This is a genomic window from Candidatus Mycoplasma haematominutum 'Birmingham 1' (genome assembly GCF_000319365.1).
GTDB lineage: Bacteria > Bacillota_I > Bacilli_A > Mycoplasmatales > Mycoplasmoidaceae > Eperythrozoon_A > Eperythrozoon_A haematominutum.
Genome location: NC_021007.1, coordinates 12,605 through 28,518, shown reverse-complemented (window position 1 = coordinate 28,518; position 15,914 = coordinate 12,605). Strand labels below are relative to the sequence as shown.

Below are 15,914 nucleotides of genomic sequence, written 5' to 3'. Positions count from 1 at the left end.
ATAATTTTTTAAATTGACTTTCTTTTTAGGTTTGAATACTACTTTTCTAAATGCTTGAGAAGATAGTCTCCCTCATCTAGAAGGATGCATAGTGTAGAAAAATTCTGCCCAAGCCAATCCTTTGTGATCTTTAATACTCCCTAAAACAGCTATTGGAAAAGCAATAATCATCATCACTAATAGAAAGATAAATCCTGGATTCCCGAAATGTCAGTCTCGAAAATTAAAGCTATAGCATACCCTGGCATGAACTTGGTAAATTAATGAAAGCACTTTCTAATTAAACTTCTGATGGTGCATGTTTAGCAAACTGAAATAATTTCTCTCCAGACTGTTCTAATCTCACTAAAATTGTTCCTGCAGTATTTCTCCCTCTTCTGAGGGTAACTTGATCCACTCCAATTCTATTAATCCTGTTTTTATCGCTTAACAAGACCAATTCCTCATTATCATGAACTATTGCACAGGTAACCAAACTTAACTTTTTAGCTCCCTTTTTCAACTTAGATGAATTTGAAGATAAACCCAATTTATATGCAATAGTGCCTTTAGATCTTCTGGAAGTAAGCCTAAATTCTCTAAGGCTAGTGCATTTTCCCTTACCTTCTTCATCAATAGACACTACTAATGCTTTTGTGGGATTAGAAGTGGAAGAGAGGGAAATAATTTTCGCTCCAGATTTAGGTTCTATTTCAATACTTTTAACTCCTGTGGAAGCTCGTCCTGAAGCTCTAACAGAAGTAGAGCTAAATCTAACAGCGTATCCTGTAGAAAGGCCAAGTAATACTTCATCTTCTGCTCCTATTTTTATAACATGACTTAAGCTATCTCCTTCAAATAAAGTAATAACTCTTTTTCCTGCTCTAGTAATGCTTGAGAGTTCAGAAATTTCTAACTTTTTCACCATTCCCTTTTCTGTGGACATAAAAAAGAACTTATCCTCCTCAAATTCTTCATTTTTGATAGGCAGTAACTGAACAACTCGCTCATTTTTTTCAAAAGCGGAACTATTGGTTTCTAGCAATTCTGGTATGTTAACTAGCTCTTCTGGTCAGGTAGAATCATCGCCCACCACAATTGCTTTTTCATCATCTAGACTCAACTTATAAACCTTTCCTATATTAGTAAAAAGAAGTATTGCATCATCATTTTCTGCAGCTATTGTTAAATTCGCGATTACATCTTTATTAGGATAACCTCCCACATCGAGTCCTACTCTTCCTCTTTTGGTAGATCTAATCTTTCGAAGAAAAATTCCTGCAAGATAATTTTTAGTACTAACACTAATTATTTTGGAACTTCTCTCTAAGCTCATAAATCTAACCTCCTGAAATAGGCAAAACTTTAGTTTCCTCTTCTAAATTTTTTCACTTTGCAAATTTTTTGATTTTATCCCCTTTCTCTAATTCTATAAGTTTATTGCCTGAAGTGACTCTATTTTTACGTGTAGAAACTAGATCTTTCGCTTTAAATCTTTTCAAAAATCCTTTTTCTGTTCAGAGAACTATAGATTCTTTCTCATAATCAATTAAAGTCCCTGTAACTAAGTTTTTAAAACTTCTAGATCTTTCTTCCTCCCCTTCTGCCTTTACTCTCTTACAACTCAGAATTCCCTTAGAATTTCACCTAGACATTCTATATTCTGATAAGTTCGTGCATTTTCCCCGACCTGTTTCATCGATGATAAGTACCATATCTTCTCCACTATATGTAGATGAAACTGAAACTATTTCATCTGTATCTGCTAAATCGATCCCCTTCACTCCTGCAGCATTTCTAGAGGTTGTCTTAAGACTGCTTTTTCTACCCCATAATTCTCTTTCTTGTCTTATTTGCGCATCTACCTTAGTGTGTATTTCTTCTCACATTTTGCGCTCTTGAGCGCTTAACTGTATATCTTCAATTGAACTATTTTCAATTAACTGATAAAGTCGTTCCAGAGATTCAATCTCTTGTGAAATTTCATCCACCGTTTTGGACTTCAAGGTTTTAATTTTGTGTTCAGCTATTTCTAATTGAGTCAACTTAAAGTTATAAGTTTGTTGAAGTTGTTCTAATTCTTTCTCTAATGTAGATAAACTTTTGCCACGAGACACTTTCAAAATTCGATTAATTTCAGACTTATAATTTTGCAAAAAATTTTCATTTTGAGTCAAAGATTGCAGTTTATGAAATAGTACTTCTGCGGTTCTACCATCATTTAGAGATTGAAGTGCTGACCTTAGCTTGGAAGGTCCCGACGAACTTCTTAATCTATTAAATTGCTCAGTAATTCACTTTTCCCGGTTAAATTTATCCTCTGCAATTGACGGCATATCTACTGCATTTGATTCAAAATCTGAGGCAATCACTTAATTTTGTGAAAACCCTCTTCTATTTCTGAAAGAGTATGCTCCGTCATCTCTTGTAATTTCAATAAAGATTTTTCAATTTCCTCTGGAGAAGCATTTTTCAATTCCGATTCCAATTGTCACAGCAAGGTTCTAATCTCCGCATTCTTTAAAGATTTGAACTCAGGAATCATCCGTAATTCTCTATAAATCTCATCACTTTTTTTCCCTCTTGCAACAGCTTTCAACCTCTTCGCAAAAATTTTCCATTTTTCTATTTCAAGTGCAGATTTAGATTGAACATAATTTAAAACTGTTGTTTTATCTTTAATCTTTTTGGTAATTCTCTCTTTTTTCAGAGTATTTCATTTTTTTCACAAATTGTCTAAAAGCTCAACTTCCAAAATAACTGCCTGAAGCTCCGAAAGTTTTAATTCCCTGAGATAATCTAAAACATTTAATATTTTTTTTCTTCCTCAAAATACTGTTTATCAAATTCTTTTAGTTTGGAAACTACTAATTTAAGATCTAAGATTTTTTTATTTAATCGATCGCATTCTTGCTTCAGAGGCTTAATTCCTGTAAATTGCTTAAGAGCGAGATTAAGCTCTTTTTCTAGACTAAATTTATAATTTTTGGACTTCTGCAATTCTTCCAATTTTCTAAGCCTAAAAATATCTAAACTAGAAAATCCCTTGTGTGCCATCTCTGATACTTTCGATTTTTGCTCTTTTTCTAAAAATTCCAATTCTTCCAACTCTAGCTCTAATTCTTCTTTCCAATTATTTTGTCAAGCTTCAATATCTCCTGGTTTTTTTACTTTAATAACGATGCTTTTGTTTTTCAAAACCATTGTCCTAAGATTTTTTGAACTCCAATCTTGAAACTAAATATCCTAAATTGGAATTTTTCAAAAATTTCAGCTGACTTCTTTTCTCTGATATTTTGGCCCGTATTCCCATGAGTATTCTCTCTTCTTTAATAAAATTTTTTATCTCCTTATGAGAGCCCCTTAATTTATCTATATTTGATTCCAAATCAACTTGAGAATAGTCTTTGATTTCTTGGAATATTTGAAGCTTTCTTAAAGTTTGAGCGGCATTATCTATTTCCCTTAAATATTTTTTACGAAGCTCGCTGGAAATTGTATTAGAAGCTAATAATTCCTGCTCAGACAAATTCCATAATTCTTTATTCTGAATTTTTATATTTTCTGGTGAAAGTAAACCTCGCTGAAGATCAAATAATTTTTCTATATCTTCTAGTTCTTGAATAGTTACTTCTGCTCCATAATCTTCATGTATCCCATTGATTTCCAGAGATAATTGTTTTAATTGTGAAGGCAATTCCCTTAATAACTTAGAATTTTCTAATCTTGAAATATTTTTAGATATTTCTACGTTCCTATCTTTATTTTTGCTAATTTTTAACTGACTTTTTAAGTCCTTAATTTTGATATATAAATGTTTCTTGAAGCTATCTAATTCTTGAAAGTGCATTTTCAATTTGAGTATGTCGATGATTCTTGAAAGATCATTTTTATCCACTGATATTCAAGTGAAATAATTGCTTAATAGCTGTAAATCTCTAGATAACCTATTAAATTCCGTGGGATTTTGGCTCTTAAAAAGAGGCAGAGCTTGAACCTCTCTAGCTCAATCCTCATTAACCTCTGTCCTGCATCTAATAGATAATCCTTCCTTGGTAGACATAAAAATATCTGAATCGGAATTAATTTTGATCACAAACTTCAGCTTATCTCCTTCCTGGAGTCTCATGACTTTCTTACCATTTTTTTTCACTCCCTTTAATACATTGGCTTTTAATTTTTTCACTTTTCCTTTTTCTGTTACCAAAAATAAGAACTTATCGTTGCCGTCCGAAACGTAGCCGTAATCGCATTCTCTCATTGTTAAGGCCTCCACAATTTTTAACTCGGATTTCTCTCCAATAGAAATCAAATTTTTAATCAAAATAGGTTTTTTAGATCATCCTTTATCACTTTTAACCTTAATTTGATGGGTTTTTAACTTATAGACCATTCCGCTATCCGAAAAAAGTAATAAATCGTCTTTGGAAGAGGCAATTAATAAATCTTGAATCTCATCTCCTTTAACTGGTAGGGCTCCCAGTTCATCCCCTTGAGAAATTGAAGTATTAAATTCTTTAGAAGCATCTAGGGGGAAAGCTGAAATATATTGTTTTTCACTAATACTAGTTATCAAAGTTTCCTTAAGTATTAAATCTTCTGGTTTAAAGTGAGAGGTTGAATCTAAAAGTATTTCTGTCAATCTCCGATCATCTTTAAACGCATCTTTTATTTCCAACAGGCGTGTCTTAATTTTTTCTTTCTGTAAAACTTCGCTCTCCAATAATGCCTTATTTTCTGCTCTACTTTTATATTTTTCCTCTAGTTCATCTACCAATTTTTGAAATTCAATCTTTTTCAACTGTCGTAAAGGCAAATCAAAAACATCTTTTATTTGTTTCTCTGAAAGTGAGTATTTTTGCTGCATGGTTTCTTCGGGAGTTTCGGATTCTGTAATTATTTTGATAACTTGGATTAAATCTTCCACCACAATTTTTCTCCCCTCCAAAATATGAATACGATCTTCTAATTTGTTTAGTGTAAATTTGGTTCTCTTAACCAACATATTCAATTGGTGTTTCAAATATTGCTTCAAAATTTCAAGCACTCCTCACACTTCAGGCCTACCGTCATTAAGTAGGGTCAAATTAGGAGCATAAGACTTTTGTAGGGAAGTATATTTATATAAATTATTCAAAACTATCTGCAAATCATCTTCGCGCGTGTTTTTTTTCTCACATTCTATGACTAATCTAATGCCCTCCTTCAAATTGGATTCATCTCGAATATTTCTAATAAAGCGTTGTAATAAATCTATAGTTTTACCCTTAGATTGCTTCTTTGAACTCTTATCCTCGCTAGCTCGTTCTGCAATATTTTTAATTAATTGACTTTTTTTAACCCCAAAGGGAATGGAATTAATAATAATCTGTTTTTCTTCTTTATTTATTTCTGCTTGAGCCCTGATGATAAATGTTCCCTCTCCTGTTTTTAAATAATTGTCAATATTATTTTTTTTCCTACCTGATCTGATAATTGTACCTCCTGTGGGAAAATCTGGACCTTTAATATACTTCTTTAACTCTTCGAAAGTCATATTGGCATTATCTATTAAAGCTATGGCAGCATCACAAACTTCATGTAAATTATGAGGTGGAATTTTAGAAGCCATTCCCACTGCAATTCCCTCTCCTCCATTTAAAAGAATAGAAGGTACAACTACTGGAAGTACTTTTGGCTCTTCCTTGGAACCATCATAATTAGAAACAAAATCTATACATTCCTCTTTAATGCCCTCTAAAAACATTTCTCCCATCTTGCTCATTTTCACCTCTGTGTAACGCATAGCTGCGGGACCATCTCCATCAATAGAGCCAAAATTTCCCTGTCCCTCCAAAAGAGGATATCTCATATTGAAATCCTGACATAATCTCACTAAAGCGCCGTATATAGAACTATCGCCATGTGGGTGATATGATCCCATAACAGCTCCCACAAGAGCTGCAGACTTCTTAAATCTGCTATCATTAAACATCTTCTCTTCGTAAGCTGAATAGAGTATTCTTCTGTGCACTGGTTTCAGTCCATCTCTAAGATCGGGCAATGCCCTGGAAGTAATAACTGAGAGAGAATAGTCCAAAAACGACTGCTCTGCCTCTTTAACAATATCTTTGCCTTCTACTTTTGAGGTAGGAAGAATCTCAAGTATTTTTTCTAAATTTGCAGAAATTTTGGCAGCCATATCTAAATATCCAAATTGGCAATAAAGTAATTATCCCTAATGAATATTTTTCTAGGTTTAACTTCTTTACCCATTAGATCCTCGATAGTCTTGTCAGATTTTTCTGGATCGACAATTTTGACCTGCAAAAAAGTTCTACGTTGAGGATCCATGGTTGTTTCTCATAGTTGTGCAGGTGACATCTCTCCCAATCCTTTAAATCTACTTATCTCAAATCCAGAAAATTTACCTCTCTTCTTTTCAAATTCTCTCTTATCCTCCTCAGATCAAAGATATATTGATTCTTTCTTAGAAGATGCTTTATACAAGGGGGGCTGAGCTACAAAAATTTTTCCATTTTCAATTAAAGGAGTCATATATTTATAGAGGAAAGTCAGTATCAAAATCCTAATATGAGAGCCATCAACATCGGCATCAGTCATCAAAACAATTTTGTTGTATTTCAGTTTTTCTATATCAAAATTGGTGGAATGGGAGCATCCTATAGCAGTAATTAAATTACATATCTCTTGATTTTTAGATGCTTTTGCTCAACTACTTAATTTAGCTACATTAATTAATTTCCCTTTGATGGGCAATATAGCCTGAAATTCTCTATTTCTTGCACTTTTGGCTGAACCCCCCGCTGAATCTCCCTCAACTATATAAAGCTCAGAAAAATCAGGATTTTTAATTGTGCAATCAGCTAATTTTTCCGCAAATTCAAGTGAATTATCTCTCTGAATTTCCCTTTCCAAATCACTAATCGCTTCTCTTTGGAGTCTATTTTGTCTAGCTCTTTCAATATGGGTTAAAAATGCTTCTTTGCCGTCGGGGTGTTCTTCAAAAAAGAAATGAAGTTTTTGATCAATTTCTCCCTTTATGACTGATCTAATCTCATTATTCACTAAAGACTCCTTAGTTTGTCCTTTATAGGAAGGTTCTGTGTATCTTAAAGAAAGCACCATATTTAAACCAGAAATTATGTCTTCTTTCGTTAATTCATAAATATTTTTGATTTTTTTAATTTCATGAAAAGAGATTTCTCTCACACAGGAGAGTAACCCTTCTTTTACAGACTCTAAATGCGATCCCCCTAAAGGTGTATACACATTGTTGCAGAAACTGAAAATAGTACTACTGCTTTTATTGGAAATATATTGAAATGCCACCTCAAGTTCTAAGATATTTTTTTTACCTTTTTTTTCAATTGTTTGTCTATCTAATAAAAAGCTTTGAGTGGGATAAATTGCTTCTAATCCTACTCCCAATTGCTCTACTCAATCGGAGAGACCTCCCTCTGATCTAAAAATCTTCTTTTCTCCACTTAACTTATTTTCAAAGACAAAAGTAATTTGCTTATTTAAATAAGCTAATCTTTCTAATCTCTCCTTAATAAGTGAAATATCATATTGATTGTCTTCTAATATTGTGAAATCTGGTTGTCACCTAACTTTAGTGCCTGATGGAATTTTTTCATCTTTTCGCACTAACTCAGGACCTGTGTACTCTTTTCCTCCATGCATGAATTTGGCATAATAAGTTTCTCCATTTCTAGTCGTAGTAACTTCAAAAAAATTAGATAAAGCATTGACGCACTTAACTCCCACTCCATGCAGCCCACCGGAAACCTTATAGCTGGTATTATCAAATTTTCCTCCCGCGTGTAATCGGGTAAAAATAGTAATTATTGTAGGATCTCCCGTCTGTGGATTTATTCCTGTTGGTAGACCTCGACCGTCATCTTCTACCGACACTATACGATCTCTTTCTAAAGTGAGGAAAATATTTTTTGCGAACCCCGCTACTGCTTCATCTACTGCATTATCTAAAACCTCTCAAATTAAGTGATGCAAACCTTCAATGCCTGTAGAACCAATATACATCCCTGGTCTCTTTCGTACAGGTTCAAGTCCTTCTAATACCTGAATATCTGCATCTCCATAACCTAAATTAATATTCATATCACTAGATTCATCTTTTAAAATCGGGGAGCTTCTTCCCTTCTTTTCCTTTTTATGACTCGCCATATATTAATTCATATCCTTAAAACGTTGTAATTAAATAGCTATTGAAATATTATCGCAAAATCTTTAAGTGAACAAATTTAGAGTAAGTTTTTCTAACTTTTAGTAAGTAAAAAACCACTTTTTTAAATTTTAGAGTTTAATAGAAAAAATTTTCTATTAAACTTGTTATCTTCTCGATATTGATGTATTTGGAGATGGGTTTTTATATACAATCCCCCTAAATTTTGAAAAAAAATACAGAGCATTAACAATTCCCTGTTCGCTATTCCCTGATTTTCTAGAGGCGGGAAATGGAAGATAGTCGGGAGATCGTGCTGGAGCCATATTTATATTTATTCGACCTACATCGATTTTGGATGAAATCTCCACCGCTTTATCAAAATTCTCAGAAAAAACAGAAGACTGCAATCCAAATCCAATTTCATTAATTTTTTCAACGGTTTCCTCCAAATTAATATACGAAACTATCCCTAAAATCGGTCCAAATAATTCTTCTCGAGCTAATTTCATCTCAAAAGATACTCTGGAAAAAACTACATTATCTAGCAAAGGTTGCTTTATGTTATTTCAGTTTATCGGTGCTGTAAGTAATTTAGCTCCTTTACTAATCGCTTCTTCATAAGCTTCTTTAATTTGAAAAATAGTATTTGAGTCAACAATAGGGGTTTTGGAAACACTAAATTTGTGCAACTCTGTTATTATTTTTTCCTCAAAAATATTTAAAAGGGTTTGAGGAACGCACACTAATTGAAGTGAAGTGCATCGTTGTCCACTTAAACTAAATGCTCCTTTCAAAATTTCTGGTATTGCATTATCGACGTTTGCATCTTTCAAAATCAAAGCTACATTAAGAGCGCTCAATTCTAGAGATTGTGGAATTCCAGGCAGTGCACTCGAAATGGCAATCCCTGCTCTATTGCTTCCTGTAAATGAAAGTGCTGAAATCTCCGGTTTATAGTTTTCAATATATTTCTGTAATTCTCATCCTGAGCCTGTATAGTAGTTGAGTACTCCAGGAGTAATCATGAATCCCTCTAGACTAAGTTCATTGAAGATTTTGCATACCAATCATCCTGTTAATGCTCCGTTCATTGAAGACTTTTGAATTACTGAATTTCCCATTAATATGGCTGGGGTTATTTTAGTTATCAAGGTATTTAGGGGATAATTGAATGGAGTAATAGACAAAACTACTCCTAGTGGAGCTCTTACATAAACGGCTTGTAAATCATCAGGTATCAGGGGATATTTTTCTGAACTGTATTCTCTGGGTGTTTTAATCAATTCGTTATAAACGTGAATGCTCTCAGTAATATATTCAATGCTTCGCAATATTTCACTTTCTGCCTCTCCTTCAGACTTTCCGCTCTCCAATTGAATTAATTGAGTTAATCATCTCTGATGTTCTTTCAATTTTGAAGCAAAGAGAAATAAAAATTTTTCTCTCACTTCAGAACTAACTTGACTTCATTTTTTATATCCTTCTATCGAGGAATCAAAAAGTTTCTTTTGATGATGATTATCCAATAGTGGGATAGTACCTATTAATTCTCTATTCGCAGCTGAATAAAGTTCTTTAATTGGTAAATTTGAGGAATCCACCGGCTCTCCATGAATAAAGGCGCTAGCCTTAAACATTCGAGTATTAGATGCTTATCTTTGCATTAAGAGACCTCACTGGAAGAGAACAAATAAAACAATCTTTGTCAATTTTTCTAATAATTCGAACTAATTCCTGTAATTCTATTAAAAGACAAACAAATTCCAATTGATACTGAGCTCTCAATAAATAACTTCCGTAAGATGGAACTATTGTAAAACTGTGTCTAAATTTCTCTTCAATTAAGGCTGCTCTAATTTCTCATAATTTGCCCGTAAAAATTTTTACACTAACATATTCAAATCTAGGATAAAAAATCTTAAATACAATTTTCCGCACAAACAGAGAACTTAGTAAAGCGAAAAATAAAGGAGAGAAAAAATTTGTAACTAATTTTTTATTACTGCCATTTCCTAGGGCCCAGGGTAAATAGCTTCCAACAATATATGAAAAAGCTGAAAGAGATAATCCTACATGAAACATCAATTTATTTGCAAAATAAGATTTGGTTTTAAATAGATAGAAGATAATTCAATCTACTCCTCCACTACAAGCCTCTAAGGCGTACAGTAAAGAGGCAATTAATGAGTTTAAAATAGAAAAAACTACTGCATACATAAATAAGATAATGATTCCTTTCGCGTCTCCAGAGGTATTGTTTTTTCCATTTTCAGTAGTATCTCAGGTTAAGAAATTTATAGAACCGTTGTTGTTTGTTGTTGAGGAAAAGGGATTAGAAAATAAATAAAACTGTTGTAAATTTCAATTAGTGGGTAAATTAGAAAGAATTAATCCGGTTGTTGCGGAACCAACTATGAAGCAAATGCTAAGTTTAGTCATCTCTATCCCAATACCTTTATAAGTTAAAAGAGCTAATACTATATTCATGATTGAATTAATCCCCCAAAAAAATACAAGATAAACTACTCTTCCGCTAGTTTCATCTAATCTACTCTTTAGTAATCGAGCGAGAGATTGTCAAACAGAAAAAATTCCTGGATTATAAATTCCAGCTCTCTCAACAAAGAAAAAATTAAGACATCCTGAAAGAACTGAAAGAAGTAGTATTAGTGATAACTTAGCTCTTTTATCTTTTAGAGCTCAAAAATACTGGAAGGAAACCCCTCCAGTACTTTTAAGTGTTAAATTTCTGGTATCTCTAGTTTGGGGATGATCTGGGTGATAACATGAAGAACTAAGAGTCGACACAAATAGCTCCTATAAGTTACTAAAGAATTCAAAATTTACAATCAATCTAAGACTGATTTAGTCTCTAAACGGACTAAATTTACTCTATAGAAGTTAATTTTTTCCGTGAGTTTTTAGTTAAATTTTTTTAATATTTTTGGAGTTGGCCATATAGCTCAGTGGTAGAGCAAACGGCTGTTAACCGTTTGGTCGCAGGTTCGATCCCTGCTGTGGCCGCCAATAAAATAAGGTCTGTTGGTGAAGTGATTAACACACATGCCTTTCACGCATGCATGCATGGGTTTGAATCCCATACAGATCGCCATTAAGGAATGTTAGCTCAGTGGGAGAGCAACTGCCTTACAAGCAGTAGGTCGGGGGTTCAAATCCCTCACATTCCACCAATGCCGGATTAGCTTAGTAGTAAAAGCGATCGACTTGTAATCGATTGAGACGGGTTAGAATCCTGTATTCGGCACCAGATTTGCACGACTAAGCGTTTATGGCGGAACTGGCAGACGCGCTAGCCTTAGGAGCTAGTATCTTAAAAAGATGTGTGGGTTCGATTCCCTCTAAACGCACCAAATTGCAATAATAAATAATTAAAGAGAGGGGGGATATCCCCCTCTTTTTTCTATCTACTCAGTGAAAATTTTCCATATTCTCGATTGTGATTAAATCGAATAACTCCAGTAGGACCGTATCTATTCTTACCAATTTTTAGTGAAATTTCATGCGAATCATCTTCCTTTTCAAATTCTGATTCATTAACCGATTCGACTAATTCTTCTGGTTTTATTTTTTTGCTTTTAGTAGGATACAAAAAAATAACAATGTCTGCATCTTGTTCGATAGAACCGGAATCTCTTAAATCTGAAAGCATTGGAACTTTATCAGCTCCCTTTCGTTCCTCTAATTTTCTATTTAATTGAGAAAGAGACAAAATACAAATATTCAAATCAATAGATAAAACTTTTAACTGTCTGGAAATTAAGCTAATTTTTTGATTTGCATTTATATTATTAAATTCCCTCTCTAAGGGTAAATTAATTAGCTGTAAATAATCAATAATGACCAACTTAAGTAGATACTTTCGACTCCACAATTTAATAGTTGCAATAATCTTCCCTAAGGTTATATTGGCGTCATCGCAGAACAGTAATTTGGCCTGAGCAATTTTTCTCTTAGAAGATTCAATCACCTCTCTATCTTGCTGTTCTATTCTTTTTCCCTCCATTTCCCGTTGTAATGTAAACAATTCGGTTTTAGAGTCTATGGCTAGCAACTTTTCCATGATTATTTCCTTAACCATTTCTAGCGAAAAAATACCAATGGCATGTTCTTTTTCGGATTGAAAAGGGGGAGTTATTTTAGATAAATTATTATTTACCAAATTTAATGCAAATGTTGTTTTACCTATTCCTGGTCTAGAAGCAATAACTAAAAACTGGCCAGGTTTAAAACCCTTAATTTTTAAATCTAAAGGATGAAATCCTGTTTTTAAAAAATAATTATTCTTTTCTTTCTGATTTAATTCCACTAATTCGTTATAAGACTTAACTACTTCTCCAGCACTTAAATAATTCAACTTTCTATCTTTAAGAGTTATATCGAGAAAAGAACGTTCTCATTTAGCAATTAAATCATTCATATTTTCTAAATTTCAACGAGTCTGCAAAATTTCTCTAGAAAGATTATTTAACTCCTTTTTAATTCAATTATTTCTCAAAATCTCAAGATATTTTCTGAAATTATAGTAATGAGTACCTCTTGGTAAATTTTCTAAGAATTTATCACAATCTTCTAAAAATTGGGAATCAACATTGGGATTTTGCTTTAATGCTTCATAAATTAAAACTCTGTCAAATTTTCCATCTTGAACTTCTAGAGTAGAAAGGGTTTTAAAAATTTCTCTGGCGTACTGATTTTGAAAAAAAGCGGGAGAAATAGCTTCAATTTCTGAAAAATTAATGACTTCGGGATAGTTATATATATATGAGGCGAGAACTGCTTTTTCTGCTCACAAAATATCAGAAACAACACGCTCTTGACTTTCGGGAGGATATTCCTCCTTCATGCAGGAGGAATTCCCCTTTAAATTACAAGATATCTATGTTATTTTTTTATTCCGGAACGAAAGGTAAAAGAGCTATAAATCGAGCTCTTTTAATAGCTTGTGCTAATTGATGTTGATGTTTAAGGCAATTTCCTGAAACTTTATGAATAAGTATTTTGTTATATCTTCGGAGATAGTTTTTCAATAATTCTGCTTCTTTATAGTCAATTAATAACTTTCCCTGTCGACAAAGTCAACAATTCTTTTTATAACGATTTTTCCTCTTTCTTTCGAAATTACCCCTAGAAGACCTTGCGGGAAGAGGAGATTCCCCTTTAGTCTCTGTAGGGGTAGATTGGGCTAAATTTTCTCCTTCGTTACTATGAGTGCTGTCTCCTGATTCTTTTAACTCTTCACTAGAAAATTCCATCTATTCTTTTTCGCTATTTGCTGCAATGTTATAAATTTCTGATAAATCTACATCAATTTCTTCTTCTTTAGTTTCCGTCTTATCCGAAGAGGGGTGAGTATTGTCCAGCAATATTTCCTGATTCCTTAACAATTCCTTCTCCTCTACATTTGTCTCATTAGAGACTATTCCGGAAGAAAAAGTTTTGTTAAGTCTTTGATACAGCATTTCTATCTTCTCCACCTGGAGATCTACTCTTTTGATAACCCTTCCCTCTATATTTGTGTAATTATTAGTCAAAAGGGTAAATTCTATAAATACACTATCTCCTTTTTTGAGATAAGTAGAAATATATTGAGCTCTTTTGCCTCATGCAATGCACTGATAATAATGGGTTTTCGCTGCCTGATTAGCCCTAGTGTAATTTTCATTGCAAGCTACAGAAAATCTAGAAAAATCTAACGAATTATTAGTTATTCCGGGTACTGGATCCGCGGTAAAATTACCTATTAAATATCCTCTGGGAAGCATTTAAAAAAACCTCTCCCTAAAGAGGATTCACAGGAGGTTTAAATTGCATTCTTTCGCTAGTTCTCTGCCGCCTTCTTCTAAATTCTTGATATTTTTGAAACTTCTTTTCTGCTATTGCCATTCTCTTAGGATTAATACTTCTTCTGTAACCATAACTCTTTTCTACATTAATGATTAAGTGTCTCAAAATTTTGGGATTTAAAGAAGATAATTTTCTAAATTCAGCTATCTTCTCTATATCGAAAAGAGTGAAATTCAACAAATACCTATGTGCCTGTCTTTTGTGTTTTATGGGATAAGCTAATTCGTCAGACCAAGAAACGTTCATTTTATAATCTTGCTCTCCCTCAAACAAATCTAAAAGAGGTTTAATTTCTCTTGCTGATTCTATTTCGCTGCAATCAGCATCTAGTAAAAACATTATTTCATATTTAGGCAACTTACTGATTAATAATGGCGTAGCAAGAAGGACTCGAACCTACAGCCGCAAACTTAGAAGGTTTGTGCTCTATCCCAATTGAGCTATTGCTACATTCTCCTTCTTTAAGTTATTATATATTGTCCTGAAAAATCCTATTTTAAGTGATTAAAAATTTGCATTCAATCTCCTCCTCCCTGTAATACTTTATGGCCAATCTCCTCAGCCTTTTTTTTAGTAATTTCCCACCTTGAAAGTAATCTATTTAATTCCTCAGGTTTCCTTCCTGATCCTTTAATTACCCTAGATCTACGGCTGCTTTCCTTTTTAAATAACTTGGGATTCCTTCTTTCTGCTGAAGTCATAGATTGAATTAAAATCTCCCACTTCCTAAATTCCTCTTCTAATTCATCTGATTTATTTATCAGTGTTTGGGAGAAAATTCCTAAATTGGGAAAAAATTTAGCCAAATTCCCGAAAGAGCCCACTTTTTTAATTTCTCTCATTTGAACTATTAGATCTTCCAAATCAAATTGACCCTTCAAAAACTTAAAAATAGAATTTTCTACACTACATAAATTGGTGGCAACTGCACTTTCTTTTATTTTCTCTGCCAAACCTTCTACATCCCCTTCCCCCAAAAGTCGAGAGACAATTCTATCCGGATGGAAAATAACTAAATCTGTAAGATGCTCCCCTTCCCCTAAAAACTTGATTGGTAAGCCAAAGAAATAGTGTGCCGAAAGGGCGGCCCCTAGTGGAGACATAGAGTCTGATTTAGTCACAATTAGGCTATCTAATGTGATGCTATCATGAAATAAACGTACCATTTCTAAAGCTTCTTGTCCTGCTAGGGCATCTAACACCATAATTGTTTCTGTGGGTTTAATTATTTCTCATATTTTGCGTAAATGTCTTAGACTTTCTTCATCTTTAGGTAAAATTCCTCCACTGTCATACAATGTAACCTCAATATTTTTATTTTTGTAACTTTCCTCAAATGATAGCAATCCTCCCTCTCCTTCTATTAGAGGTACAAAATAACTAGAAATTTTTAATGGAGCCACTAATTGTTGCAACTGGGGAAAAGCCGCCGCTCTATTTGAATCCAAACTTACAGCTTCTATTGTTTTTATTCCCTTTTTATTTTGCAGATAATATGACAATTTTCCGAGAGTAGTAGTTTTTCCTACCCCATTTACTCCTACTAATAGTAGTTTTGTTCGACCATTTGATTTCAGTTTCAGTGGTTGAGCTTGAACTCCAAGAGATTCAATAAGTTTGTCTTTAATTTTCTGATAAATTTCCAACTGCACTTCCTCCTTGCCCATAAAAATTTTGTTTTCTGACTTGATTTCATTTCTAATATCTTGAAAAAATTTTGTAGCTACTTCAAAATTCACATCCGACTGAACAAATTCATATTTCAGCTCAGAAAATATTAATTCCATCTCTTTCTCGCCAATCATTTTTGCTAAAAAATTGTGTTTTATTTTTGAAGCCAATATTTTTTGAATTATTTTGTCTAAAAGAATCATTTATA

At 33.1% G+C, this 15,914-nt stretch carries 13 protein-coding genes and 6 tRNA genes; 5 read left to right on the top strand and 14 right to left on the bottom strand.

What is annotated here, in order from left to right; all coding sequences use genetic code 4:
* Window positions 1-280: 280 nt before the first annotated feature.
* The 8 genes from MHM_RS00165 to MHM_RS00130 all read right to left on the bottom strand — a co-directional run bounded on the left by MHM_RS00165 (window position 281) and on the right by MHM_RS00130 (window position 10,978).
* Window positions 281-1,315, bottom strand: coding sequence for a DNA gyrase C-terminal beta-propeller domain-containing protein (locus tag MHM_RS00165; protein WP_015511409.1), 1,035 nt, complete (start codon window positions 1,313-1,315; stop codon window positions 281-283).
* Window positions 1,316-1,319: 4 nt separating this feature from the next.
* Window positions 1,320-2,351, bottom strand: a complete 1,032-nt coding sequence (locus tag MHM_RS00160) for a DNA gyrase C-terminal beta-propeller domain-containing protein (protein WP_043902075.1) — start codon at window positions 2,349-2,351, stop codon at window positions 1,320-1,322.
* On the bottom strand, window positions 2,318-2,734 hold the full coding sequence (locus MHM_RS00155; protein ID WP_187286204.1) for a hypothetical protein: 417 nt from the start codon (window positions 2,732-2,734) through the stop codon (window positions 2,318-2,320). Before MHM_RS00155 ends, MHM_RS00160 begins: the two co-directional genes overlap by 34 nt.
* A gap of 53 nt (window positions 2,735-2,787) precedes the next feature.
* The gene (locus tag MHM_RS00150; RefSeq protein ID WP_015511406.1) at window positions 2,788-3,183 is read right to left on the bottom strand and encodes a hypothetical protein; all 396 of its coding nucleotides are present in this window, start codon (window positions 3,181-3,183) and stop codon (window positions 2,788-2,790) included.
* Window positions 3,184-3,187: 4 nt separating this feature from the next.
* The gene (locus tag MHM_RS00145; protein ID WP_015511405.1) at window positions 3,188-6,160 is read right to left on the bottom strand and encodes a DNA gyrase subunit A; all 2,973 of its coding nucleotides are present in this window, start codon (window positions 6,158-6,160) and stop codon (window positions 3,188-3,190) included.
* 2 nt (window positions 6,161-6,162) lie between these two features.
* Window positions 6,163-8,169 carry a DNA gyrase/topoisomerase IV subunit B gene (locus MHM_RS00140; RefSeq protein WP_015511404.1) on the bottom strand — a complete coding sequence of 669 codons (2,007 nt, stop codon included), beginning with the start codon at window positions 8,167-8,169 and terminating at the stop codon, window positions 6,163-6,165.
* 165 nt (window positions 8,170-8,334) lie between these two features.
* On the bottom strand, window positions 8,335-9,807 hold the full coding sequence (locus MHM_RS00135) for an aldehyde dehydrogenase family protein (protein WP_015511403.1): 1,473 nt from the start codon (window positions 9,805-9,807) through the stop codon (window positions 8,335-8,337).
* Between the two features lie 7 nt (window positions 9,808-9,814).
* Window positions 9,815-10,978: a DUF2179 domain-containing protein gene (locus tag MHM_RS00130; RefSeq protein WP_015511402.1), complete on the bottom strand. Its 1,164-nt coding sequence runs from the start codon at window positions 10,976-10,978 to the stop codon at window positions 9,815-9,817.
* Between the two features lie 144 nt (window positions 10,979-11,122).
* Between MHM_RS00130 and MHM_RS00125 the strand changes: the two genes are divergently transcribed.
* From MHM_RS00125 to MHM_RS00105, 5 genes are all read left to right on the top strand, one after another.
* A tRNA-Asn gene (locus MHM_RS00125) sits at window positions 11,123-11,197 on the top strand.
* A gap of 9 nt (window positions 11,198-11,206) precedes the next feature.
* A tRNA-Glu gene (locus tag MHM_RS00120) sits at window positions 11,207-11,282 on the top strand.
* A gap of 4 nt (window positions 11,283-11,286) precedes the next feature.
* A tRNA-Val gene (locus MHM_RS00115) sits at window positions 11,287-11,361 on the top strand.
* 2 nt (window positions 11,362-11,363) lie between these two features.
* Window positions 11,364-11,438: transfer RNA gene (locus MHM_RS00110), tRNA-Thr, on the top strand.
* A 15-nt stretch (window positions 11,439-11,453) separates the two neighbouring features.
* Window positions 11,454-11,541, top strand: a tRNA-Leu gene (locus MHM_RS00105).
* A 50-nt stretch (window positions 11,542-11,591) separates the two neighbouring features.
* Here the strand turns inward: MHM_RS00105 and MHM_RS00100 are convergent.
* The 6 genes from MHM_RS00100 to MHM_RS00075 all read right to left on the bottom strand — a co-directional run bounded on the left by MHM_RS00100 (window position 11,592) and on the right by MHM_RS00075 (window position 15,909).
* Window positions 11,592-13,034 carry a DnaB helicase C-terminal domain-containing protein gene (locus MHM_RS00100; protein ID WP_015511401.1) on the bottom strand — a complete coding sequence of 481 codons (1,443 nt, stop codon included), beginning with the start codon at window positions 13,032-13,034 and terminating at the stop codon, window positions 11,592-11,594.
* Between the two features lie 46 nt (window positions 13,035-13,080).
* Entirely contained in the window at window positions 13,081-13,443 is a 363-nt protein-coding gene (rpsR, locus tag MHM_RS00095) for a 30S ribosomal protein S18 (protein ID WP_015511400.1), read from the bottom strand.
* Window positions 13,444-13,953: a single-stranded DNA-binding protein gene (locus tag MHM_RS00090; protein ID WP_015511399.1), complete on the bottom strand. Its 510-nt coding sequence runs from the start codon at window positions 13,951-13,953 to the stop codon at window positions 13,444-13,446.
* 16 nt (window positions 13,954-13,969) lie between these two features.
* The gene (locus MHM_RS00085; protein ID WP_015511398.1) at window positions 13,970-14,374 is read right to left on the bottom strand and encodes a 30S ribosomal protein S6; all 405 of its coding nucleotides are present in this window, start codon (window positions 14,372-14,374) and stop codon (window positions 13,970-13,972) included.
* 33 nt (window positions 14,375-14,407) lie between these two features.
* Window positions 14,408-14,485, bottom strand: a tRNA-Arg gene (locus MHM_RS00080).
* 41 nt (window positions 14,486-14,526) lie between these two features.
* Window positions 14,527-15,909 (bottom strand): hypothetical protein, encoded by a 1,383-nt coding sequence (locus tag MHM_RS00075; protein ID WP_015511397.1) that lies wholly within the window; start codon window positions 15,907-15,909, stop codon window positions 14,527-14,529.
* Window positions 15,910-15,914 lie beyond the last annotated feature (5 nt).